Annotated in this window: 19 protein-coding genes; 8 read left to right on the top strand and 11 right to left on the bottom strand. The window is 69.8% G+C overall.

The window, feature by feature from the left end:
• Positions 1-69 precede the first annotated feature (69 nt).
• The 3 genes from GGQ69_RS06315 to GGQ69_RS06325 are packed head-to-tail and all read left to right on the top strand — an operon-like array spanning position 70 to position 4,973.
• The gene (locus GGQ69_RS06315) at positions 70-2,223 is read left to right on the top strand and encodes a S9 family peptidase (protein ID WP_183526007.1); all 2,154 of its coding nucleotides are present in this window, start codon (positions 70-72) and stop codon (positions 2,221-2,223) included.
• A 31-nt stretch (positions 2,224-2,254) separates the two neighbouring features.
• Positions 2,255-4,357 (top strand): NADPH-dependent 2,4-dienoyl-CoA reductase, encoded by a 2,103-nt coding sequence (locus GGQ69_RS06320; RefSeq protein ID WP_183526010.1) that lies wholly within the window; start codon positions 2,255-2,257, stop codon positions 4,355-4,357.
• 31 nt (positions 4,358-4,388) lie between these two features.
• The gene (locus tag GGQ69_RS06325) at positions 4,389-4,973 is read left to right on the top strand and encodes a hypothetical protein (RefSeq protein WP_183526013.1); all 585 of its coding nucleotides are present in this window, start codon (positions 4,389-4,391) and stop codon (positions 4,971-4,973) included.
• 7 nt (positions 4,974-4,980) lie between these two features.
• Here the strand turns inward: GGQ69_RS06325 and GGQ69_RS06330 are convergent, their stop codons facing one another.
• A complete protein-coding gene (locus tag GGQ69_RS06330) occupies positions 4,981-5,661 on the bottom strand; it encodes a maleylpyruvate isomerase N-terminal domain-containing protein (RefSeq protein WP_010142715.1) in 681 nt (226 codons plus the stop codon).
• 99 nt (positions 5,662-5,760) lie between these two features.
• Here GGQ69_RS06330 and GGQ69_RS06335 point away from each other — a divergent pair, with 99 nt between their 5' ends.
• Positions 5,761-8,169: an excinuclease ABC subunit UvrA gene (locus tag GGQ69_RS06335; RefSeq protein WP_183526017.1), complete on the top strand. Its 2,409-nt coding sequence runs from the start codon at positions 5,761-5,763 to the stop codon at positions 8,167-8,169.
• On the opposite strand, the gene GGQ69_RS06340 is transcribed toward GGQ69_RS06335, so the two are convergent.
• The 5 genes from GGQ69_RS06340 to GGQ69_RS16830 form a co-directional block, all read right to left on the bottom strand.
• Positions 8,159-8,821 (bottom strand): TetR/AcrR family transcriptional regulator, encoded by a 663-nt coding sequence (locus GGQ69_RS06340; RefSeq protein ID WP_183526020.1) that lies wholly within the window; start codon positions 8,819-8,821, stop codon positions 8,159-8,161. The two genes, GGQ69_RS06335 and GGQ69_RS06340, sit on opposite strands and share 11 nt — an antisense overlap.
• Positions 8,822-9,597: 776 nt before the next feature.
• Positions 9,598-10,980, bottom strand: coding sequence for a class I SAM-dependent RNA methyltransferase (locus GGQ69_RS06345; protein ID WP_183526022.1), 1,383 nt, complete (start codon positions 10,978-10,980; stop codon positions 9,598-9,600).
• An 821-nt stretch (positions 10,981-11,801) separates the two neighbouring features.
• Positions 11,802-12,638, bottom strand: coding sequence for a slipin family protein (locus tag GGQ69_RS06350; RefSeq protein ID WP_324590374.1), 837 nt, complete (start codon positions 12,636-12,638; stop codon positions 11,802-11,804).
• Between the two features lie 126 nt (positions 12,639-12,764).
• Positions 12,765-13,097 carry a CU044_2847 family protein gene (locus GGQ69_RS06355; RefSeq protein WP_183526025.1) on the bottom strand — a complete coding sequence of 111 codons (333 nt, stop codon included), beginning with the start codon at positions 13,095-13,097 and terminating at the stop codon, positions 12,765-12,767.
• 477 nt (positions 13,098-13,574) lie between these two features.
• Positions 13,575-14,123, bottom strand: coding sequence for a transposase (locus tag GGQ69_RS16830; RefSeq protein ID WP_183526028.1), 549 nt, complete (start codon positions 14,121-14,123; stop codon positions 13,575-13,577).
• 95 nt (positions 14,124-14,218) lie between these two features.
• On the opposite strand from GGQ69_RS16830, the gene GGQ69_RS06365 reads away from it, so the two are divergent.
• Complete coding sequence (locus GGQ69_RS06365; protein ID WP_324590217.1) at positions 14,219-15,547, top strand: FAD-dependent monooxygenase; 1,329 nt, start codon at positions 14,219-14,221, stop codon at positions 15,545-15,547.
• A 185-nt stretch (positions 15,548-15,732) separates the two neighbouring features.
• On the opposite strand, the gene GGQ69_RS06370 is transcribed toward GGQ69_RS06365, so the two are convergent.
• From GGQ69_RS06370 to GGQ69_RS06390, 5 genes are all read right to left on the bottom strand, one after another.
• Positions 15,733-16,347 (bottom strand): TetR/AcrR family transcriptional regulator, encoded by a 615-nt coding sequence (locus GGQ69_RS06370; protein WP_183526034.1) that lies wholly within the window; start codon positions 16,345-16,347, stop codon positions 15,733-15,735.
• A 98-nt stretch (positions 16,348-16,445) separates the two neighbouring features.
• Positions 16,446-17,624, bottom strand: coding sequence for an NAD(P)/FAD-dependent oxidoreductase (locus GGQ69_RS06375; protein WP_255459434.1), 1,179 nt, complete (start codon positions 17,622-17,624; stop codon positions 16,446-16,448).
• Positions 17,621-17,818, bottom strand: a complete 198-nt coding sequence (locus GGQ69_RS06380) for a ferredoxin (protein ID WP_183526037.1) — start codon at positions 17,816-17,818, stop codon at positions 17,621-17,623. Before GGQ69_RS06380 ends, GGQ69_RS06375 begins: the two co-directional genes overlap by 4 nt.
• Positions 17,815-18,987 carry a cytochrome P450 gene (locus tag GGQ69_RS16835; protein ID WP_370577120.1) on the bottom strand — a complete coding sequence of 391 codons (1,173 nt, stop codon included), beginning with the start codon at positions 18,985-18,987 and terminating at the stop codon, positions 17,815-17,817. Before GGQ69_RS16835 ends, GGQ69_RS06380 begins: the two co-directional genes overlap by 4 nt.
• Before the next feature lie 79 nt (positions 18,988-19,066).
• The gene (locus tag GGQ69_RS06390; protein ID WP_183526043.1) at positions 19,067-20,788 is read right to left on the bottom strand and encodes an MFS transporter; all 1,722 of its coding nucleotides are present in this window, start codon (positions 20,786-20,788) and stop codon (positions 19,067-19,069) included.
• Positions 20,789-21,155: 367 nt separating this feature from the next.
• Here GGQ69_RS06390 and GGQ69_RS06395 point away from each other — a divergent pair, with 367 nt between their 5' ends.
• From GGQ69_RS06395 to GGQ69_RS06405, 3 genes are all read left to right on the top strand, one after another.
• Positions 21,156-22,154, top strand: a complete 999-nt coding sequence (locus GGQ69_RS06395) for a phosphotriesterase (RefSeq protein ID WP_183526046.1) — start codon at positions 21,156-21,158, stop codon at positions 22,152-22,154.
• A 64-nt stretch (positions 22,155-22,218) separates the two neighbouring features.
• Complete coding sequence (locus tag GGQ69_RS06400) at positions 22,219-23,172, top strand: phosphotriesterase (RefSeq protein ID WP_183526049.1); 954 nt, start codon at positions 22,219-22,221, stop codon at positions 23,170-23,172.
• A gap of 28 nt (positions 23,173-23,200) precedes the next feature.
• On the top strand, positions 23,201-24,310 hold the full coding sequence (locus tag GGQ69_RS06405; protein WP_183526052.1) for an NAD(P)/FAD-dependent oxidoreductase: 1,110 nt from the start codon (positions 23,201-23,203) through the stop codon (positions 24,308-24,310).
• The last annotated feature ends 4 nt before the right edge of the window (positions 24,311-24,314 follow it).

The following is a 24,314-nucleotide window of genomic DNA, read 5'->3' on the forward strand; positions in this document are numbered from 1 at the left end:
CCGCGCGATGTGCGCCCTTCCCCCCATCCTGCCTGCTCACCACGGCATCCGACAACGTAGGTTATGCACATGCGACCAGAGCAGCTCGACCTCATCACCTCCACCGGGACGCCCTCGCTCACCCCGGACGGCCGGCACCTCGTGGTCGCCACCTCCCGCGCGGACTTCGGGACGGACGGTTACACCGGTCAGCTGTGGCTCATCTCGACGGACGGTGCGGCCCCGCCGCGGCGCCTGACGCGTGGCTACCGGGATGCCGGCCCGCGCGTGGCCCCGGACGGGAGGAGCGTTGCCTTCCTGCGCACGCCAGCCCCGGGAACCGGCCACGGCGCCGGGATCGACCGGGACACCCCGGCCGACTCCGCGCCGCAGCTGGTGCTGCTGCCCCTGGACGGCGGCGAGGCGCGGTTCCTCACCGACCGGCCCCTGGGGGTCACCCAGTTCAACTGGTCCCCGGACTCCTCCCGGATCGTGTTCAGCGCCGCGGTGCCCGAGGCCGGTCGCTACGGCACGCTGCCCGACGTCGGCCCGGCGCAGGAGGACCCGCGACTGTTCACCGGGCCGGACCACCGCGAGAACGGACGGGGCTACACCACCGACCAGCGGGCCCAGTTGTTCGAGATCGAGCTCCCCGACCCGGACGGGGAACCCGTGTTCGCCCCGCGGGGACGGGCGAAGGCCGCCGCCGCGCCGGGCCCGGCCGTGCCACCGGCCCGTCAGCTCACCGGTGGGGAGCGCGAGGCCACCGATCCGGTCTACGCCGCCGACGGCCGGCACGTGTTCTTCACCACCACGCCCGGGGCGGGCGCCGGGCTGGACCTGCGGACCGCCGTCGCCGTGGTCGACACCCGCGCCGTGGAGCCGGCGGGTCCCCACGACGGCTCCGTCCGGCTCGTGGCGGGCGGACGCGAGGTACGGACGTCCTTCTCCGGGCCGTGCGTCTCCCGCAACGGGGAATGGCTCTACCTGCACGGGGAGGACGTGGGGGAGTCCGGCCTGGAGTTCGTGGCGGCGAACACGGGCGTCTACGCCGTGCCGGCCCCCACGGCCCTCCGCCACGCCACGGCCGGCTGGGACCGTCCGGCGGCCACGCTCCGGCCGCGGCTGCTGACCGACGCCGACGGGATGAACTGCTCCGGTGGCCCCCTGCAACCCTCGGGGCAGGACAACGTGCTGGCGCTGGCCGAGCAGCGCGGTCGGCGCGTGCTGGTGTGGATGTCCCATCACGGCCACCCGGAGACGATCGTGGACCTGCGCGGAGAGGTCACCGGCGCGTCCGAGGCCGGCGGCAACCTGGCGGTGTCCTACACCACGGAGCTCTCCCCCGGGTCTGTGGGCATCCAGCACCGGGGGACGGGCCTGACGGAGCTGTTCGACCCGAACGACCCCTGGCGCCGGGACGCCTTCTCGACCGCGGGCCTTGAGCGCGAGTACCGGGTCCAGGAGGGCGTCGAACCGGGCATGGTGCACGGGTGGGTGTTCGTCCCGTCCGGGCCGGGGCCGCACCCGGTCGTGCTCAACATCCACGGCGGTCCCTACGCGCAGTACACGTGGTCCTGGTTCGACGAGACCCAGGTGCTGGTCGAGGCCGGTTATGCCGTGGTGATGTGCAATCCGCGCGGTTCGAACGGCTACGGGTCCGAGCACGGGTCGACCATCCGCGAGCGGCTGGGCACGGTGGACCGCCAGGACATCCTGGGGTTCCTGGAGGCGGCCCTGGACGAGTTCGGCCCGGGTGGCACGGGGGTGCTGGACGCGGACCGGATGGGTGTGATGGGCGGTTCCTACGGCGGGTACATGACCGCCTGGATCACGGCCCACGACCACCGCTTCACGGCGGCGATCGTCGAGCGCGGATTCCTGGACCCGGTCTCCGCCCTGGGCTCCAGCGACATCGGCTGGTTCTTCACGTCCCAGTACTTCGGCGACGACCACGACCACGTCCGCACCCAGAGCCCCCTGCAGGTGGTGGACCGGGTGCGCACGCCCACCCTGGTGATCCACTCGGAGCAGGACCTGCGCTGCCCGATCGAGCACGCCCAGCGTTACTACCACGCGTTATGGGCGTCCGGGGTGGAGTCCGAGCTGCTGGTGTTCCCGGGGGAGGACCATGAACTGTCCCGTTCGGGCACCCCGTGGCACCGACGGGCCCGCTTCGAGCACGTCCTGCGCTGGTGGGACCGGCACCTGCCCGTCTCCCGCGGGGCCGGCGCGAGCGGCTGACAGGTAAGTTACCGGCGAGTAGTATCGGTCCATGACCGCCACACCCGCCACCGGGCACCCCGCGAGCCCTCCGTATCCGACCCTGTTCAGCCCCGTGACGGTCGGACCGGTCCGGCTGGAGAACCGGGTGATCATGGGCTCGATGCACCTGGGCCTGGAGGACCGTCGCCGCGACGCACCGAAGCTCGCCGCGTTCTACGCGGAGCGGGCCCGCGGGGGAGTGGGGCTCATCATCACCGGTGGCTTCGCCCCGAACCGGACCGGCCGCCTCACCCCGATGGCCGGGACGATGCGTTCGGCGGCCGACGTGGTCGCCCATCGCACGGTCACCCACGCCGTCCACGCCGCCGGCGGCCGGATCGCGCTGCAGCTGCTGCATGCCGGCCGGTACTCCTACCACCCCTGGTCCGCGGCACCGGAACGCTCGACGTCACCGATCACCCCCTTCACCGCCCGCCGGATGTCCCGGCGGGCGGTCGGGCGCACCGTGGCGGACTTCGTGCGTGCGGCCGGACTGGCCCGGCGGGCCGGCTACGACGGGGTGGAGGTCATGGGCTCGGAGGGCTACCTCATCAACCAGTTCCTGTCCCCGCGGACCAACCGGCGCACCGACGCCTGGGGCGGCACCCCGAGCAAGCGCCGCCGGTTCGCCACGGAGATCGTCCGCCGCATCCGGGCGGCCGAGGGCCCGGACTTCCTGATCGTGTTCCGGATGTCGATGGCGGACCTCGTCCCGGACGGGCAGAGTCTCACGGAGACGCTCGAGCTCGCCCGGGAGCTGGAGGAGGCCGGCGCGGACCTGCTGAACACCGGCATCGGCTGGCACGAGGCCCGGGTGCCGACCATCGTCACCTCGGTGCCCCGGGCAGCCTTCACCGCCTTCACCCGGCGAGTCCGCGAGGCGGTGACCATCCCCGTGGCCGCCTCGAACCGGATCAACATGCCCCTCACCGCCGAGCAGGTCCTGGCCTCGGGACAGGCAGACCTGGTGACCATGGCCCGGCCCTTCCTGGCCGACCCGGACTGGGTGGCCAAGGCCGCCGCCGGCACCCCCGGACGCATCAACACCTGCATCGCGTGCAACCAGGCCTGTCTCGACCACACGTTCCAGAACCGGCCGGCGTCCTGCCTGGTCAACCCCCGCGCCGGCCGGGAGACCGACCCGGCGTTCCCCCCGTTGCCGGACCGGTCGCTGCTGCCGGTCGCCCCCCGGTCACGCCGGAAGGACACCGCCCCCCGGCGCATCGCCGTCGTCGGGGCCGGACCGGCAGGACTCGCGGCCGCCACCCAGGCCGCGGCGCGCGGACTGGACGTGGACCTGTTCGAGGCCGGTGGGTCGATCGGCGGGCAGTTCCGCCTGGCCCGGCAGATCCCCGGCAAGGAGGAGTTCGCCGAGACCCTGCGGTACTTCCGGCAGCGCATCGACGAGACGGGAGTGTGCCTCCACCTGGGCCGGCGGGCCACCGTGCCCGGACTGCTCGACGGCGGATACGACCGCATCCTGCTGGCGACCGGGGTGGTGCCCCGGACGATCGAGCTGCCCGGCATAGACCGGCCCAACGTGCACGCATACCCGGACGTGGTCTCCGGGCGGGTGCGCTGCGGCCCCCGCGTGGCGATCATCGGGGCCGGCGGCATCGGCCACGACGTCGCCGGGCTGCTGACCGAACCGGACCCCGCCGCGCCGCAGTCCCCGCGCTCCTGGCACTCCCAGTGGGGCGTGGACCCGGACTTCACCGACCGTGGCGGACTCACCGCCGCCGACCCCGGGGCACCGGCCCGTCGGGTCCACCTCATCCAGCGCAAGACGACCAGGCTGGGAGCGGGCCTGGGCAAGACCACCGGCTGGGTCCACCGCTCGGCCCTGCGGGCCCGGGGCGTGGAGGGCATCACGGGGGCCGGATACGTGAGGATCGACGACGACGGCCTGCACCTGGACGTCGACGGCGCCCGCCGCGTGCTGGAGGTCGACGACATCGTGGTGTGCGCCGGACAGGACTCCCAACGGGACCTGTACGACCCGCTGGTCGCCGCGGGGGCCGACGTCGTACTGGTCGGCGGAGCCGACGTGGCCGCCGAACTGGACGCCAAGCGGGCCATCGAGCAGGCCACGCGGCTGGCCGCCCGCCTGTAGCCCCGGCAGGCCGACCCGTAGACTGACGAGCATGGCAACCGTGTATCAAGCAACCCTGGTGCCCTCGAAGAGGGAACTCCTGGAGTCCTGGCTCGCCCAGCAGCCCTGGTCCGGTGAGGGCGATCTCGAGAAGGTCGGCGCCTACCGCTTCGACGACCCCGAGGGCGAGGTCGGGATCGAGGCGCACCTGGTCCGGCGCGCCGGCAGCGACACCGTGCTGCACGTGCCCCTGAGCTACCGCGCGGCACCCCTGGAGGGGGCCGAACCCTACCTGGTGGGAACCGTGGACCACTCGGTCCTGGGCCAGCGGTGGGTCTACGACGCCATGGCGGACCCCGTGGCCACGGCCTGCTTCCTGCGGGCCCTGGAGGGCGAGCAGCAGCAGGCCGAGGTCCACCTCTACGCGGAGGACGGGCAGTACATCGGCCATGAGCCCTCGGAGGTGTCCGTCACCGTCCTGGGAACTCTGCCCGAGCAGCCCGGGCGGGTGCAGGTGCACCGCGTGGTGGCCAATCCCGAGGACGCCGGGTCCGAGCACCTGGCCAGCCGCCGGCGGCTGACCGCCACGTGGCCGGGCGGCCACGGCGTGATCTTCTCCCTGCACACCGGGGACTGAGGGCCTCCTACAGGACGGTGAAACCCTCCGGCAGGGTCCCGCGTCCGGTGATGGCCATGACCAGGTCCACGGCCTGGCCGTTCTGGACCGCCAGCTCCGAGGCCAGCCGGATCACCTCCGGCCAGGCGAGGTCGAGGGACTCCGGGACCTCCTGACCCGTGGCCCGGGCCAGGTCTGCGGTGTGCACGGCGAGCTCGAAGGTGCGCGTGGGCAGGTAGCCGGCCAGCGTCATGGTGCCGACCGGGGTGCGCAGCCGCGCGTCGTCGGGCGTGCGGTCCACCACGGCCTGCGCCAGCACGCGGTCGCGTTCGATGGTGATGGACGGTTCGTCGCCGAGTGCCTGTCCGGCCAGCCGGCCGCGCTCGGCGACCCCCTCGTCGTCGTGACGGCCCCAGAACGCCCGGTAGTAGGCCACCGGTCCGTCCACGAACGGGGCGCCGGGCTCCGTGCCGGCCTCGAGGTAGGCGGTGACGTTGACCAGGGCGCGGTCCACGTGGCCGGCCAGGTCCCGGACGGTCCACTCGCCCAGGCCCGGTGCCTCCCAGTCGGTGATGTTCCTGCAGACGCGGGCCAGGGCGTTGGACGCGGCACGGTAGGCCTCCACGTGGGGGCGCGGCGGTGGGCCCTCCTGGGACGCGGGCTCGGGCTCGGTGGTCTGGGCGAAGCTGCTGGCGGTATCGGTCTCCATGCCCCACAGAGTGCCATGAGCGCATGGCGGAGGCCAGCGTTCCCGTGAACCCGCCGGATCATGACACGACCACGAGCGGGCTGGTCATACCCTGAGGTCATGAAGACCAGCGTCCACTCCAACTTCCCGCCGCCGACGGCAGACGTGCACCCGGCCGACCGTCATGACGCCATCCGCGTGGTCGGTGCCCGGCAGAACAACCTCAGGGACCTCAGCCTGGAGCTGCCCAAGCGGCGGCTGACCGTGTTCACCGGGGTGTCCGGTTCCGGCAAGAGCTCCCTGGTCTTCGGCACGATCGCCGCCGAGTCCCAGCGGCTGATCAACGAGACCTACTCGTCCTTCGTGCAGGGCTTCATGCCCTCCATGGACCGTCCGGACGTGGACGTGCTCGAGGGGCTGACCACGGTCATCATCGTGGACCAGGAGCGGATGGGCGCCGACCCCCGGTCCACGCTGGGCACGGCCACGGACGTCAACGCCCAGCTGCGCATCCTGTTCAGCCGCCTGGGGGAACCGCACATCGGTCCGCCCAACGCCTTCTCCTTCAACGTCCCCTCGGTCTCGGCCTCCGGGGCGATCACGGTGGAGCGCGGCGGCAGGACGATCGCGGAGAAGGCCTCCTTCAACCGCCTCGGCGGGATGTGCCCGCACTGTGAGGGACGGGGAACGGTCACCGACTTCGACCTCACGGCGATCGTGGACGAGGCCAGGTCGCTGCAGGAGGGGGCCATCCTGGTCCCGGGTTACAGCATGGACGGCTGGTACGGACGCATCTATGCCGGGGCCGGGTACTTCCCGATGGACAAGCCGGTGGGCAGGTTCACCAAGAAACAGCGCCACGACCTGCTGTACCGGGAGGCCACCAAGATCACGGTGGAGGGCATCAACCTGACCTACCTCGGCCTGATCCCGTCCATCCAGCGGTCCATGCTCAGCAAGGACCGCGAGGCCATGCAACCGCACATCGGGCGGTTCGTGGACCGGGCCGTCACCTTCGCCACCTGCCCGGACTGCGAGGGCACCCGGCTGGCCCCGGAGGCGAGGTCCTCGAGGATCAACGGCAAGAACATCGCCGATCTCTGCGCCCTGCAGGTCTCCGACCTCGCGGACTGGGTGAAGGACCTGCACGACCCCTCCGTCGCGCCGCTGCTGCGGTCCCTGGCCGAGACGCTCGACGCCTTCGTGGAGATCGGCCTGGGGTACCTGAGCCTGGACCGTCCCGCGGGAACCCTCTCCGGCGGCGAGGCCCAGCGCACCAAGATGATCCGCCACCTGGGCTCGTCCCTGACGGACGTCACCTACGTCTTCGACGAGCCCACCATCGGACTGCACCCCCACGACATCCAGAAGATGAACCGGCTGTTGCTGGAGCTGCGGGACAAGGGCAACACCGTCCTGGTGGTCGAGCACAAGCCGGAGACCATCGCGATCGCCGACCACGTGGTGGACCTCGGTCCCCGCGCCGGCACCGGGGGCGGGGAGATCACCTACCAGGGCGACCTGGCCGGCCTGCGGGCCTCCGGCACCCTCACGGGGCACCACCTGGACGACCGCTCCGCGCTGAAGCAGGACGTGCGCAGCGGCACCGGCGCCCTGGAGGTCCGTGGCGCGGTCACCAACAACCTGCGGGGCGTGGACGTGGACATCCCCCTGGGCGTGCTGGTGGCGGTCACGGGGGTGGCCGGCTCCGGCAAGAGTTCCCTGGTGCACGGCTCGATCGCCGGCCGTGAGGGCGTGGTGGTCGTCGACCAGTCGGCCATCAAGGGCTCGCGCCGGTCCAACCCCGCCACCTACACGGGACTGCTGGAGCCGATCCGCAAGGCCTTCGCCAAGGCCAACGGGGTCAAGCCAGCCCTGTTCAGCGCCAACTCCGAGGGCGCGTGCCCGAGCTGCAAGGGCGTCGGGGTGATCTACACGGAGCTGGGGTTCATGTCCACGGTGGCCTCGACGTGCCAGGACTGCGAGGGCCGGCGCTACCAGGCGACGGTGCTGGAGTTCACCCTCGGCGGCCGGGACATCGCCCAGGTACTGGCGATGTCCGTGGCCGAGGCGGGGGAGTTCTTCGCCGCGGGCGAGGCCCGGCTTCCCGCCGCCCACAAGATCCTGGCCCGCCTGACCGACGTCGGGCTGGGTTACCTGACACTGGGCCAGCCGCTCTCCACGCTCTCCGGGGGCGAGCGGCAACGGCTGAAGCTGGCCAACGAGATGGCCGCGGCCGGCGAGGTCTACGTCCTGGACGAGCCGACCACCGGCCTGCACCTGGCCGACGTCGAGAACCTGCTGGGGCTGCTGGACCGGCTCGTGGACGCGGGGAAGACGGTGATCGTCATCGAGCACCATCAGGCGGTGATGGCCCACGCGGACTGGATCATCGACCTGGGGCCCGGTGCCGGGCACGACGGCGGCCGGGTCGTCTTCGAGGGGACGCCGGCCGACCTGGTGGCCCGGGTGGGCACGGCGGGGGAGACGCTCACGGGACACCACCTGGCGGAGTACGTCAGGGCCTGAGGTGCGGCCTCGCGGTGGAGGCCAGGTACGCGTCGAGGAGGCTCGAGTCCGCCAGGAGGGGCTCGGTGAGGATTTCCAGGGTGGGCAGGATGATCCTGTCGGCGTAGGCCTCCAGCCAGGCCGGCAGCGCCTCGAGGTCGAGGCGTTCCCCGCCGGCGGGGAGGTTCATGAGGAGCGATCCGAGCGCGAACTCCGTCAGGAGCCTGGCCCGCGCCGGTTCGTCCCGGCTGGGGGTGATGGTGCCCGCCTTCACGCCGTTCTCGAAGTAGGTGACCGCGTCGGCCACCATGCTGTCGACCAGCCGCCGGGTCAGGTCATCCCCGGCCTGCAGGCAGCGCAGGACGTACCCGATCAGGGGAGCGTACCCGTCAACCTGGGCCAGCTGGGACAGCATGGCGGCGGGGGCGCCGACGGGTGCCAGCACCTCGGCCTTGCTGGTGCGCGTCTCGGCCAGCACGTACTCGTCGCACGCCGCCCGCAGTCCGGCCCGGGAACCGAAATGGTGCATGATCAGGCCCGGGCTGACTCCCGCGTCGGCCGCGACGGCGCGCAGGGAGGCGCCCAGGCCGTCCGCGGCGAAGCGCCGGATGGCGGCGTCACGGATCCGGGTCTTGGTGGTGAGGTCCTCGGGACTGCGAGACTCTGAACGCATGTTCAGGATATTAAACAGGCGTTCAGCGGGGGGTCAAGGGTTGCCGACCGTTGCATTATGTCAAGTTCGAGAACGGTGCCGGTCGACTTGGGAGCGGGAGGCGCTCGACGGAAAAGTGCCCCGTCCCACATGCACTGACGGAGGACAGGCCCTCCGGGTACCACCGATCACCGGCGGCCAGGGCGCAAGTAGCTCTCGGCGCCGGACGGGTGGCCCGGGCTGGCGCACCGTGGAGCGAACAGGCACCGACGTCACGCGACTGGGCTGACCGAACCGAGCTGGGCTGACCGAACCGAGCTGGGCTGACCGAACCGACACGACGCCTGCTGACCGCGACGGTCGGCCCGTGTGACCCGAGGCGCCTCGCGACGTCACGGGCCGGCCGGTGTGCGGCGCAGTGATTCCACGCCGGCGGCGTGACGACGTCCTCGGCGGCGCGCTCCAGGAACGACCGTCCCAGGCGTGGCAATGCACCACCGGTCCACTGGTGGACGCGTCGGATGACCCCGGGGGCCCGTCGGCACCATGCCGTCAGACGGGCCCCGACCAGAGCCTCTGTAGAACGCCGATAATCTACATTATGTCAACTCAGCGGCTCGTCCGTCTCCCCAGGACGCGGTGAACCTGCTCGTGCTACCCCGCTCCCGTGCGTCGGACAGGCCGCCGGGGTGAGGCCGGGTGTGCTCAGGGTTCTGAACCGCGAACCGTGAGCACTGGCGTTCCGACCAGAGCATGCACCCTGGCGCCGTGCTGGTGGATTGAAGCCGGGGTATGCCCTAGCGGGGGGTGAACAGGCTGACCGATATCACGTGGTGGGTGTTCGGCGCCAGGTCATAGACGTCCACGTGCTTCAGGCGCCAGCCGTGCTGGTTCAGGTGGTGCATGTCTCGGGCCAGGGAAACCGGGTTCCCGGAGATGTGGACAAGCCGGTCCGGGTGTATCTGGTGGACCTGACGGAGAACGGTTCGACCGGGGCCACCGTTCGCGGAGTTCAGCACCACGGTGTTGATCCTCCGGCCGGCCAGGCCTCCCTCGGTCATTCCGGCCTGCCGGGTTCGCAGCCATCCGGCCAGTATCTGCTCGGTGTCACCGGTGAGGGCCACCGCCTGGGGCATCTCACCCAGGTTGGCTTTGGCGTCCTGGCTGACCTGGGCGTCCGGTTCTACTGAGAGCACCGCCCCCTGCGGGCCGACGGCGTCGGCCAGGAAGGCGGAGAACAAGCCCGCACCGGCATACAGCTCGGCCACGACCTCTCCCGGCTGGGCTTGTGTCGCTGCCAGCACGGATTCGACCAGGGTCCTCGGGGCATCGCGGTGGGCGGGCCAGGATCCGCTCCCCCAGGCGCGGAACGTCCGGGTTCCGTGGTGCTCGGTGACCACATGCTCCCGGATCACAGCATCCCCGCGCAGGTGGATCACCCCTGGCCCCGGGGCCGACCCTTGCGACGGGACGGTGATCCGGGCCGAGACGTGGCCCGGCAAGTGGGCCAGCCGGCGCTTCCAGCCCTCGTGCTGATCCTGCAGTACTCGAGGGTTACGGGATGCTTGTGGACCCGGAGTGATACTCACCAGCACCCGGGATCCCTGAGTGGCAGCAGTGACGTCGACGCGTACGGCACCGGTGAAGTCCAGGTCCCAGAGGCGGAGCTCGTCGTAGGCGGGCACCGACAGGGGGATCCTGCCGGTGGGTGAGACGGCCAGCGTGGTGCGGCTGCGCCAGTGCATCCCCGCTGGCTCATCGGCGACGATGCCCATGACACGGACCTCCACATCATCTCCATGCAGCTGGCCGGCCCGGCCGAGGGTGTCCCGGAAGACCTGGGCCTTGAGCCGGCGCTGATGGTCCAGGACGATGTGGCCGAATTCGGCGCCGTCCACCGGGGGCCGGCCGGCCTGATAGGCCCGCAGCGGGTCCGCCAACTTCCACGGATGGACCCGTCGGAACTCCGAGGCCCCCAGCACCTGGACGGTGTCAGCCCAGTAGTACCCGGTCGTGGGGCCGGACCCGATCAACCGGGCCACGACGGTCTCCCCGGGTATCGCATGACGGACGAAGATCACCCGGCCCTGGTGCCGAGCCACGCAATGGCCCCCGTGCACCATGGGGCCGACCTTCAACACCCGGAGCACCGGATCCGGGCCGTCGGCTCCGGCAGCCATCCCACCTTGAGCGGTGGCGTACATGGAACTGGTCATCTCATCTCTTCCGTTTCAGACACGGCAGTCGGGCCCCTCGGACAGGCGGTCGAGAGGGAACACTCGGGATGGGCCGTCCGGCCGGATAGCGTCACGAGCCCTCGCCATGAGGGGGTCGCGGCAGGTGACAGGGCCGGGACGGGGCCTGGATGCTGACCAGTGGGGACACAGGCCCACCGCCCGGTCGAGGATGTCAAGCAACCGCGCGTAGTGGTCCTGGGTCAGGCACCCGGCGGCATCGGGCCGCATCGGTCCCGGCAGTACCCCGGCCCGTAGGTGGATTCGCACGTCGTGCTCCATAGACCCCTCCTGGGAGTGGCATCAAGAGCTCGCTGCTGAACTCGTTAGTGGTGTGCGATTCGTCTATCCGCACACCCCGTTGGATCGGAGCGGGAGGAACAGGTGGGTATCCCGCCCCGGCGGTGCTCCCGTACCCGACCTTAGGCAAGACCGGTCCGATCGGAGCAAGTCTCGCGTCTACCCCATATGTACTGATGCCGTCAGCTGGGATGACGTCTACCAGGGGCACGGCCTGGGTCCCGGGCGCGTGAAACCCGTGGTCAGCCGGTACACGTGGAGAATGAGTATTGACAGTGAATAGGTCAACGTGCAAGGGCGCCGTGACTTCGGCCCGGTCACGGTTTCGGTCGGAGGCGCGCAGGTGCCGGTCCGGACGCTGATAGGTGTACGTATGGCCCCGGGTGCTCTGCGGGCCATTCGCCCCAGGTTCTGGGCTGGCACCACTCCGTCTCCCGTCGTTGCCCGCCACAGATGGCCACCGGGTGTTACTCCTGCCGGTACCGGCCGCCCGCGCGTTCCTCTCGCGCGAGGAAGGACCCAAGTTCCTCGATGGTGCTCATCAACGGTGCGGGGAAGACGACCGTGGTGTTCTTGTCCACCCCGAGCTCGAGCAGGGTCTGGAGGTTCCGCAGCTGCAGTGCCACTGGGTGGGCCATCATCACATCCGAGGCCGCTGCCAGGGCTGTGGCTGCAGTCGCCTCGCCTTCAGCGTTGATGATCTTGGCACGCTTTTCCCGCTCGGCTTCGGCCTGACGGGCCATGGCTCTCTTCATGCTGTCGGGCAATTCGATGACCTTCAGCTCCACGAGGGTGACCTCCACGCCCCAGTCCACGGTGGTCACGTCGAGGATGGATCTGATGTCCTCGTTGATGCGATCCGTTTCCGAGAGCGTGTCATCGAGGCTGTGCTGGCCCACGACCTTGCGCAGGGTGGTCTGGGCGATCTGGTCGATCGCGGAGTGAACGTTCTCGATCGCCACCACCGCCTTGGCGGCATCGATCACCCGGAAATAGGCCACTGCAGAGACATCGACGCTGACGTTGTCCCTGGTGATGATGCCTTGAGACTGGATAGGCAGGGTGACGATCCGCAACGGCACCCGGTGCAGCACGTCGATAAAGGGGATGATGACGTGCAGGCCGGGCTCGCGCACCGGCAGCAGTCGGCCCAGACGGAAGACCACCCCGCGTTCGTACTCTTTGATCACCTTCAGGGACAACCACAGCAGAAGCAGGACCAGGATGGTTCCCGCGATGAGGAGGACTTGTTGCAGGGGGTTCATGGGGCGCTCCGGTATGAAGTGGCCGATGTCGGTCAGCACGTGGTGGGTAAACAGCTAAGCCCCCGCGGTCATGTGCCCGTTGCCGATCGTGTCGACCGCAGTCATGGGTAGGTTCCTTTCCCGAAGTGCGGGGCGGCGGGCCCCCATCGGCAACGGCGAATGGCCCTATGCCTCCGGGAGATTGCCCCGGCCACCTCCGGTCCGGTACATACGGACGACGAAGTGGCTTTCTGCGTGGTTCTTCGCGATGACCGCTCCGGCTTCCCCGGCGAGCTTGATGCCGAATTGGATTTCAATGCGTTCCGCCACATGGTCATCGAACGCCTCGAATGCGGCGGCGGCGGCTGGGCGGATGGACGCGAGGGCCTCTTCGAGGCGACGGCCGGCGTCGAGGATTCCCTGCTGATTTCGCAGCGGGTGATCGACTCCGTAGCTTCCGTCATGGGCCTCCACCAGCACGAAACCGGAGCCGACTTCGTAGCGGACAATCTCTGACATACCGCGCCTCTTTCGTACTCGACGAGTCCCCACTCGATGCAACCGGCAGTGAGGGGAGCTGACCTCAGATACTGGCTGTCAGGGATCCGTTGTTCGTGGCTTCTTAGACATCATGGCCCCGCTGTCGTCGCCCGGGCTCGGACTCGACCGCGTTATCCCGTTGCAGTTCGAAGGCATGCTAGACCCACCGCTCCCCCACGAGAAGACCACGGGACCGCTGAGTGCGCACGGGTGGTCCAGGCCTCGTGACGCACTGTCTCCGCTGTCGACACTCGCTCCTCCTGAGGCCACGTACGACTAGATCCCCCAACCTCGAGTCGCGTGGGTGGGGCAACTCCTCGTGCGCAATGCGGAACCGGCGGGAGCAAAGCCTCATTGGCTTGCGGGCCGCTGCCGGTTCCGTTCGGGGCAGGCGAGCGAGCTCGCCAGCAGGGACAAAACAAGCGTGAAAGACCAGAACAACCCCACGCCCGCTGCTTACCGCATTGCCTCTCCCCCACCGCGAGGGACGACGGTGAGGATTGCATTCCAGGTCCAGTCGCCGCTGAACCGGCGGTGGCGATTCCACACCGTCTGCCCCGGGCCGAAGCACGGTGGCAGATCCCGCCAAGCGATCCAGGTCCGGTACCGGTAGATGATGCCCTGGACCACCGACCGGTGATCCCGGAACGGTCGGCCTGCCCCACCGGTGGTGGGCATCAATGGCTGCGCACGGGTGGGCAGAACGTCGACCTCAAGGGAGCCGGGCTGCAGGTCATCGCCCGCATGGGACTCGAGGGCCAGGTCCGCGCCGCCTACACCGGCGAGGACGGATTCGCATTCGTCGGCCCGGACGGCCCGGCCCTGGCCCGATTCCCGGTCGGGGACGCCAGCAGTCTGAGCCTGACCTCCGAGATCGAGATCCTGCGCGGGGACCTCGCCGAACCGCTCGTGGCCGCCACCGCGCCGCGCACCAAGTACCGCTTCGGGGACCGGATCACCTCCCTGCACCAGGACGGCGGAGGCCTTGTGGCCGGGTTCGAGCACACCCCGGAGCAGCGGTTCGACCTGGTCGTGGCCGCCGACGGGATCGGCTCCACCACCCGCACCCTGGCCTTCGGCGAGGAACCGGTCGTGCCTCCCTGGGCGTGGAGGCCACGTGGGCGACGATACCCTGGCAGCCCGCGGACACCGACTGGTGGCGGTGGTTCAACGCCCCCGGTGGCACGGTGTCCCTGCGCCCGGACCGCTACGGCACCATGCGCACGATCATCACCCGTACCCTGCCCCGGACCGAGCGGCGGGAACCGACGGCGCGTCGGACAACCGCCGAACAGCGCGCCCTGCTGCGCCGGACCTTCGGGGGCACCGGCTGGGAGGTGGACCGCGTGCTGGACGCCCTTGAGGACGTGGACGACCTGTACGTCGAGGTCATCGGCCAGGTGCACGCACCGCAGTGGTCACGCAGACGGGTCGTGCTGCTGGGGGATGCCGCGTACTGCCCCTCCCCGGTGACCGGTATGGGCACCACCCTGGCCGTCGTCGGGGCCTACGTGCTCGCCGGGGAGATCGCCTCCCACGCGGACCTGGCCGAGGGCCTGGCCGCCTACGAGCGGACCCTGCGGCCCTGGGTCGAGGAGAAGCAGAAACTGCCGCCCGGGGCGCCCCGGATCGCCAACCCCACCTCCCGGGCCGGCGTCGCCGCCCTGCGGACCGTCATGCGCGCCGCCGGGACACCCCTCGGCCGTACCCTCGCCAGCCGGCTGACACGCGCCGCCTCGTCCGCCGAGACCTTCACGCTCCCCGACTACCCGGACCTCCTCTCCTCAGCCACCGCCGCTGCCCTCTCAGGCTCGCCACCACTGGTTGAGAGCATGAGGAGACACGCCCTAGCAGAGGCCGGCCACCACTCCCCCACCCCGCCATCCCTCGCTGACCGGTGCGGCCCCGGGTGTGCCTGGAACGGGATCTACCATGTGGTCATGGACATGCTGGCGGGCTGGTCGGATTTCCACGTCGCCATGGTCGGGGCAACGGCCGCCCTGGCGGGTCTGGTGATCGTTGCCGCAAGCGTCAACATCGACAAAGTCGTTGCGACCGGCTCTGTCACGTCCCGTCTGGCGGCCTCGATCGCCACCCTGGTGGTGGCCATCGTCGTCTCGGGCCTGGGGCTCGTGCCCGGCCTGCCGTTGCCATGGTTCGGGGCGATGACCATCGCCGCTGCGATCCCGGCCGTCGGGTTCCAGTTCCACGCGGCATCCACCCTGGCCCGGGACCGACAGGGCCCGACCCGGGGACGGTCACTGCGTTCGGCCATCGGGTTCGTGCCGATCCTGGCGTACTTCGCGGCCGGGGCGCTGTGCCTGGCCGGCCAGCCCTCAGGCGTCGGGGTCAGCGCGGTGGGCACGCTCATGACGATCATCGTCGCGCTGCTGATCTCATGGATCGCGCTGGTCGAGGTGCTGCGCTAGGCCGAGGGTTAATTCGGTGCCGGTGTCCACCTCGTCTTGGCTGACTGCGGCGAAAGTGGGGCGGCAGCGCATTGCACACAGCTCAGCGCGCTCTCCCCGCCTCGCTGACGCGGTTCGGAACCCTACCGACACGGTTGAGTCGATCATGCAGCCGGATGTGTACGCCCTGTCTTCGAAACTGACCGTCACCCCTCGTGGCAGAGCAGGTGGTGCCAGCTGTTGGCGAGCACCTCAAGCGCTTGGTCGCGATGGGGCTCATCCTTGCGACGAGTCCAGAGGGTGCTGATGTAGTCGAGTTGCTCGTAGGCGAGGGTTCCGCGGAGATGGTGGGTTCTCTCGTCGAATCGCCCGGCCAGTTCCATGCCGCGGACCAAGTCGGCGATAACCTCTTCACGCCATTGCTCGAGCAGGGCGCGCACCTCGTCATCGGCTGCGGCTGCTTCATAGAGCACGTCGAGGTAGGGCCGGAAGGCTGGCCAGAGCGCAGCACGGGACTCGAGCCATGCCAGGATCTCCGGCAGTCTGCCGGCACGGACGACCTCGACCAGGTCGACGGAGGTCGAAACCCGGTCAGGCCCATCGGCGCGTTCCAGCACGGCGTTGACACGCGCCAGGAACTCCCTCATCAGGTCGCGGCGCGCGGGGTAGTACGCGTAGAAGGTCACCCTGGTGGTGCCCGCCGCGACGGCGATCTCGTCGATAGTCGTCGCCGCGTACCCCTTCTCGGTGAAGAGCTCGAGCGCCTTTTCGACGATGAGGTTGCGGATCCGCTGTTTCCGGGCTTCTCGCAGTGACGGCATCAGGCAATCCTAACGACGATGCGGGTCCCGTCTACGCTGGGAGAACTGCGCTCAGCGTACGCCACGAGGCACCTCCTGCCGGGCAGACGGGATCCGCATCAGAGGCTGGCGGGTGCCGGCGGGCGCAGGGCGACCGGGCCGGTGTGGGCCAGCCGCCGCAGCTTCGGAACGGGGATCCGGTAGTTGATCGCCACGGCGGTCCCGGCTCCATCCGCGTGGTCCCAGCGCATCAACATCGACTCCTCGTTCGCGCCGGATTCGAGGTAGTCGGGTGCCCCGGTCACGGGCGTGAAGCCCACCGCCTTGAGCGAGAGGCCGAAACCCTCGGTCCAGAAGTACGGCTGGACGTCGAGTTCGGGGGCATCATCGCCGTGCAGCAGGCCCAGGGCCGCGATCCTGGCCTGGTCGATGGCGCTGGTCCACAAGGGTACGCGGGCGACCCCGCGCCGGTTGGGGAAGAAGGCCACGTCCCCTGCGGCGACGATCTCCGGCCGGAGCCGGCCGCGGGAGTCGACCCGAACCGACCCATCGACCAGGACCCCAGAGCCGGACAGCCACTCCGTGTTCGGCGCGTCGCCGATGGCGGTGACCACCAGTCCGGCCTCCAGCTCGGTGCCGTCGGCGAGGATGACCCGCGTGCCGGCGGCGGAATCGATCAACCGGGCCTTGCCGCCACTGACGATCCGCAGGCCGTGCCGGGCGGCGGCCGCGGCGAACACCCCGGAGAGGTGGTCTCCGAGCTGGGGGGCGAGCGGCTGGGCGTCGGAGACCAGGGTCACCTCACAGCCCAGGTGCAGGCAGCCCGAGGCGACTTCCATGCCGAGCGGTCCGCCGCCGACCACCAGCACCGAGGGGCGCGCGGCGGCCAGCCGCTTCAGGACGATGGCGTCCTCGATCGTGCGTAGGGTGACCTCGCGCGCGGCGCCGTCGGGTCCGGCCGGGGCGAGGCGTTTGGCTCGCGCCCCGGAGGCGATGACCAGGCCGTCGTATGGAAGCTCGCCGCCTCCCTCGAGCCGCACGAGGCGGGCATCGGGATCCAGGCCCGTCGCCCCCACGCCGAGCAGCTCGGTCGCCCCGTGGTTGGGCGCCGGCAGTTCGTGGGCCGACAGCGCCTCATCCCCGTGCAGCAGGGCCTTGGACAGGGCCGGTCGGCTGTAGGGGTGGTGGCGCTCGGCGCCGACCACCGTCAGTTCCCCCTCGAAGCCGGCCGAGCGCAGGGAGTCACAGGCCGTGAGGCCGGCGATGCCGTTACCCACGACGACGATCCGGCGCATCATGAGTCCCCCGCCAGGCGCAGTGCGGCGACCGGGCAGACCCGCACCGCCGCCTTGGCGGCGTCGAGGTCGGCTCCGTCCACCTCCGGGACGTCGATCACGAGTTCGCCGTCATCGTCCAAGTGCATCAGGGCAGGCGCGGCCTCCTCGCACAGGCCGTGTCCCTCGCAGCGCGGGCGGTCCAGTTCGATGTTCATACCCCCACCACCTCGAGGACCTGGAGGGTTTCGAGGCTGCGGGTCATGTTGCTGGGTGCCCGGACCCCGTCGTCGACCGTGATCGACCTCACGTGTCGGGCCAGTGCGCCGATGATGGCGTGGCCCTCGAGCTTCGCCAGGCCTTGGCCGGCGCACCCGTGCGGACCGTAGCCGAAGGACAGGTGGTCCACCGGGTTTCGCGTCACGTCGAAGACGTCCGGGTTCGTGTAGTGGCGCGGGTCGCGGTTGCCGGCGCCGAGCAGGATGCCCAGCTGGGCGCCCGCGGGGACCAAAGCCCCATCGATCTCCACGTCGCGGGTCGTCGTGCGGCCCCAGATGTGCAGCGGCGTCCAGAAGCGCAGCACCTCGGCGAAGGCCGCCGGGACGAGCTCGGGGTTTTCGCGGACGAGCCGCAACTGTTCAGGATGGCGTCCGAACAGGGCAACGATGTTCCCGATCGAGGCGACCGTGGTGTCGACGCCGGCCCCGAGGTACTGGTGGATGATGTGGCCGGCAGAGCCCTTCGGGATGTCCCCGCGCGTCTCGGCGTCGAAGATCCCGCGGCCGATCGAGCCGGGAGTCAGGTCGTCTGCGGTGACCGAGGAGCACCAACCGTAGAGCTCGCCGGCGATCGGGAAGCTCTCCTGGGTGCGGTGGTTCATCGGGCCGAGCACCTGCATCGCTGCCTGTCCCCAGCGCATCATGTTGTCCTTGACGTGCCCATTGAAGCCGATGAGGTCAGCGACGATCTCGATCGGGAAGACACGGGCCAGGTAGTCGACGGCCTCGAAGCCTCCGCCGGCGACGAGTTCGGCGACGAGCCTGTCCGCCTTCTCCTCGATGGTGGCCTTCAGGCCGCGCAGTGCGCGCGGGGTGAGGTTCTCCGACAGCGTCGCGCGCAGCTGGGTGTGCGTTGGCGGGTCGGAGGCCAGCGAGGTGCCCTGCAGCGCCTCGTTGACCATCGGGTTGAATCCCAGGGTGGTGGACGAGAACGTCGTCGGGTCCCCGAGCACGTCGCGGATGATGTCGTACCGCGTCAGCACGTAGATTCCGTTCTCGGGCAGGTGAACGACGCCGCTCTGCTCGCGCAGCTGGGCATACGTGGGGTAGGGGTCGACGACGATGTCGTCATCCCAGATGTCGATGCCGGATTCGGTCGGTGCAGTCACGGTGTTCTCCTTGTGGTTGCTTCGTCGTGGGTCTTGGGTTTTGGATCGTGGGGCGTCGGCGTCGCTGAGGACTGGGCTCTCAGGCGAGCACATCGGCAGGCACCTCGGCGGGGTCCGCGATGGCATCGGACGTGGGGACTGCCGACGGCGGGGAGATGAAGAGGGTCAGGGCGGCGGAGAGGATGGCCGCGATGCCCGCGGTGAGGTATGCCGCCTGGAACCCCTGACCCAGCGAGGTCCCTGCCGCGGCCTGGATGCTCGGTTGGGCGGTGTTCAGGGCCTGGACCATGCCATCGACGGCCGGGGCGGAGGCGCCGGCGGCCGATGCCTGGCCGGAGAACTGGGCGATCACACCCTCCCAGCCCGAGAGGAAGCCCAGGGGCGGCACGTGGGAGAGCCCTGCGACCGTGTCGGCGGGCAGCCCTGCCCCGTCGAGGATCCCGGCAAGGGCACCGGCGAAGACGCTGGCGCCAATGCCGAATGCCACTGCCGAGCCGACAACGGGCCCCAGGGCGAACCCCAGGTCGCGTAGGAGATTCGTCGTCGCCGACGCCATGCCGATCTGCTGGGGCGGGACGGTATTGATGGCGACAGCGGTGACGGAACCGACGGTCAGGGCGAATCCGGTGCCCAGCAGCAGAAGCGGTGGAATGAAGGCCGTCCAGGGGGTTCCGCCGAACGCCTCCGGGATCCCGAGGGAGTACGTCGAGAGCCAGAACCCCGAGACGGCCATGAGGGAGAAGCCCGCGGTGAGTACCCAGCGGGGGGCAACATGGTGGATGAGCCACCCCACCACCGGGATGAACGCGAAGGCGGGGCCCTGGATCACGACGAAGAGCACGCCGATCTTCCAGGTCTCGGCCAGGGCCAGTCCGCTGACGGCGACGCTCGTGCTGAAGCAGATCGCGAGGAAGGCGAACATCCCGGTGACCGCCACTATGCCGGTGATCGAGTAGGCGTTGTTCTTGAACAGTGACAGGTGGATGAGTGGCTGCTCGGTGCGTGTTTCGATGACGATGAACGCGACCAGAAGGATCACGCCGATGATGTAGCCGGCGATCACCTGGGCGCTGCCGAAGCCGGCGTCCACCGCCGTCACCGTGGCGTAGAGGACGGCGATGAGGCCGAGCGCGAGCGTGATCTGGCCGGGCAGGTCCAGCTTGCGCCCCTCGGCCGCCGCGGAATCCTTCGCGCCCAGGGCGACGATCAGGACGAGCACCGCCACTCCGGCTGCCACCAGGTAGGCCGCCCGCCAGCCGCTGAACTCGTTCGGCGCGCCCGGGGAAGCCCCCGGCACGGTGAAGAACTGAGCCGTGAAGCCGGCAAGCACCGGTGAGATCACCGCGCCCAGGGAGAGGAATCCCGCCCACGTGGCGATGACCTTCGCCCGCGCACGGTGCTCAGGGGTGATCGCCACGATCATGGACAGCGAGATCGGGAAGAGGATGCCTGCCCCGATGCCACCGACCGCCTGCGCGAAGATCATCATTCCTGTGGTCTGGGCCAGAGCCGCCAGCACCGACCCGGCAACGCTGATCGCGGCACCGACGTAGAGCGGCTTCTTGCGCCCGAACACGTCACCCAAGAGCCCCCAGCTGAGTTCGAACACCACGATGCCCATCAGGAACATGCCCGCGATCCACGTCAGTCCGGCTCCCGACGTATGGAATTCCACGGCGAACGTTCCGCTGAGCGCACCTGGCAGGGCGTTGGTGATCTGGGCCAGTGTGACGGCGCTGTAGGCGGCAACGAACGTGGCCCGTGCCGACCCCCGGCTCGCCACCTTGATCGTCTGACTCATCGATGAGATTCCTTTGTTCCGGTCGATCCCTGGGGAGCGGGCGGAAGGCCGCGCCCGGTGTTCCCCGTATGCCGTGCGACTCCCGGCGTGGACCATGGGATCGCTGAAACAGTGTGTGGTTTTACTTTACGTCATGTCAAGCAAAAAATGTGAGCCAGCTCATGGCTGCACCTCGAGCCTGGATGAAGCCCCCGCCGGAGAGGTCCGTCCGTCGCCCCGGGCGACACCGCCACGAGAGCGGGAGTTCTCAGAACGTTTAGTTGACAGCGTGTAAAGTTTTGCGTGATGCTGGTAACACGCAGCGTCGCGCCGGCCTCCAGGCCGACGGGAACCGCCCTTCCCCGCCCGAACCTTGAGGGAGACCCCTATGAGCCGCCCCACCACCACCGGCCGCCCCATCGCCTCCGTCCCAACGGTGAACACCGTCCTGGGCCCGGTTCCCGCCGACGAGATCGGCGCCGTCGCGGTGCACGAGGCCCTGCTCTCCGTGTTGCCGGGGGCCCAGTACGCCCCGGACGTCTCCATGGACAGGGCCGAGATCTACGAGGCGCTCGAGGCCAAGGTCATCGCGTTCCGCGAGGCGGGTGGCGGCACGATCGTGGACTCCACCGGTATGTTCCACGGCCGCGACCTGAAGCTCTACGAGGCGCTGTCGACGGCGACCGGTGTGCATATCGTCGCCTCCACGGGTCTGGGCCCTGAGGAGGAGTTGGGCGGGTACTTCCTGACCCCGCAGACCAACCCTCCGACCCCGTGGCCGGCCGAGAAGTTCGCGGACCTCTTCGGCAGGGAAATCACCGAGGGCATGGTCGTCCCGCGCATCGAACGCCGCGCCGCGGCCGGGCTGATCGCCACCGTCGCCGACCGCGCCGGGATGACGCCCACCGAGGAGTCCCTGTTCCGCGGTTGCGCCCGTGCCGCGCGGGTCACCGGCGTGGCCGTCTCGATCCGCTTCGGCGCCGATGCTCTGCACGACCTGGACATCGTCCTGGAGGAACGGCTCCCCGCGGACCGCGTGCTGGTCGGGGACCTGGACCGCCGGGACGCCCACGGCGCGGCCCTGGCGGTGGCCGACCGGGGCGCCTTCGTGGGGATCGACCACGTCGGCCTGAACGAGGCCGCCGGGTACCTCACGGACGCCGAACGCGCCGCACTGGTGCTGGAACTGGTGTCCGCCGGCCACGCGGACAAGATCGTCCTCTCGACCAACGCCATCGGGGTGGCCAAGGGCCTGCCCGCCTACGACCTGCCCTACGGTCACGTGCTGGAGACCTTCATGCCGTTCCTCACCCGGCAAGGTCTCACCGACGCCGACGCCCGGCGCATCCTCCAGGACAACCCGCGCCGCCTGCTTGCCGTGTGCTGAGCGCCGCCGCACGCGACGCCCGCACCTGCCCCCACACCCTGAACTACTTCCCTGAGGTGAACTCATGACCAAGGTCAACACCGTGCTCGGTACCATCCCGGCCGCAGAACTGGGCATCGTGGCCATCCACGAGCACATCGGTTACGGCATGCCCGGTTCCGAGCTCGACACCACGTGGTGGAAGACGCCGGAACAGGCGTACGAGGAGACCGTGCCCAAGCTGCGGGCCTTCCACGACTACGGCGGACGCACCTTCGTGGATGCCACCGGCATCTGCAACGGCCGCGACCCGAACTACTACCAGACCCTGTCGGCCAAGACCGGCGTGAACATCGTGGCCTGCACCGGTTTCGTCGGCGGGGACACTGCCCTACCGCACTTCTCCCGGGCCTCCGTGGACTACCTGGCCAAGGTGTTCATCCACGAGATCACCGTGGGCATCGGCAACACCGGGGCCAAGGCCGGGATCATCAAGGTCGGCGTCTCCCGCGGCGGGCGGATGACCGAGCTGGACCAGCGCATCTACCGCGCGGCCGCCCGCGCCGCCGTCGTGACGGGCGTGCCGATCCTCACCCACCTGGCCATCGACCCCGAACCGGCCGTGGCCATCTTCCACGAGGAGGGCCTGGACCTGGACCGCGTCCTGTTCGGCCACGCCGACGACGGCCTCAACGCCCCGATCACCCCGCACGACTGGATCTACGAACAGGGCGGGCGTCTCGGCTTCGACACCTTCGGCTACGACCTGGAACTGCCGGACCCACCGTTCTGGGGTCGCAAGCGCGCCGAGCGCATGGGGCACTTCAAGCAGCTCGTGGACAAGGGCTACACGGACAGTCTCCTGGTGGGCGCGGACGCCAACTGCAGTCCGCTGGGCTGGCCCGGGGTGAAGGGCCACACCGTGAACTACATCTTCGAGGACATGATCCCGGACATGCAGGCCGTCGGCATCGACGACGCCACCATCCACCAGTTGCTCGTGGAGAACACCGCCGATTTCCTCGGCATGAAGAACTGACGCCCCCCAACTGAGAGAAGAGATCACCATGAAGGCTGAAGACATCAAGAACTTGAAGGTTGCCGTCGTCGGCGGCGGCTACGGCGGGGCCTCGGCGGCCAAGGCCCTGCAGAGCGTCGGCGCGCGGAACGTCCACGTCTACGAACAGGCGTCGGCGCTGGGCCAGGTCGGTGCCGGCATCGGGCTGCGCCCGCCGTCGGTCGAGTTGTTCCGCCAGTGGGGCATCTTCGACGCGGTCGCCGCCGTGAGTTCGCCCAGTGACCACCTGGAGATCCTCAGCGCGGACGGCCGGCAGGTCCTGGCCACGGAGGAGTGGCCGTTCCTGCGCGCCTACGCAGAGGTCAACCACAACCGTATGATCCACCGCGGGGACTTCATCGACGTCCTGCTCGGCGCGTTGCCCGAGGGCATGGTGCATCTGGACCACAAGCTGCAGACCATCGAGGACAACGGTGAGTCCGCGACCCTGACGTTCACCAACGGCAGGACCATCACCGCCGACCTCGTCATCGCCGCCGACGGCATCCGCTCCACGGTGCGCCACCAGCTGTTCTCGCAGAAGGCGCCGGTGTTCTCCGGCGAGCACGCCTACCGTGCGGTCATCTCGGTCGAGGACGCCCACGGACTGGTGACCGATGACAACCCGCGCTTCTACATGGGCGAGAACGGCACGATCGCCTACAACCTGCCGCTGCGCCATCGCGGCCAGCTCTCCTACGACATCACCGCACCCTCCGAGGACGACTCGTGGGCACCGGAGATCTCGACGGAGTACCTGGTGCGGATCCTGGAGGGCTTCGACGATCGGATCGTCCAGGTCGCCCGGGAACTCGACCTGGGCCGGGTGACCAGCCGTTCGGTGTTCGACATCGATCCCCTGGAGTCCTGGCACACCGACTCCGTCGCCTTGCTCGGCGACGCCGCCCACGCGATGCTCCACCACCAGGGCCAGGGGGCGAACTCGGCCATCCTGGACGCCGGCGGTCTCGCCGACGCGCTGGTGCAGGGCGACTCCGTGAAGGACGCACTGTCGATCTACGAGGCCACCCGTAAACCCGTCACGGATGAACTGCAGCGGATCTCACGTCAGGGCTGGCACGCGGACGCGGTGGACTCCGCCTTCCCGGCCAACGCGTAGGGCG

Origin of the sequence: Micrococcus sp. TA1, assembly GCF_014199555.1 — a bacterium.
GTDB lineage: Bacteria > Actinomycetota > Actinomycetes > Actinomycetales > Micrococcaceae > Citricoccus.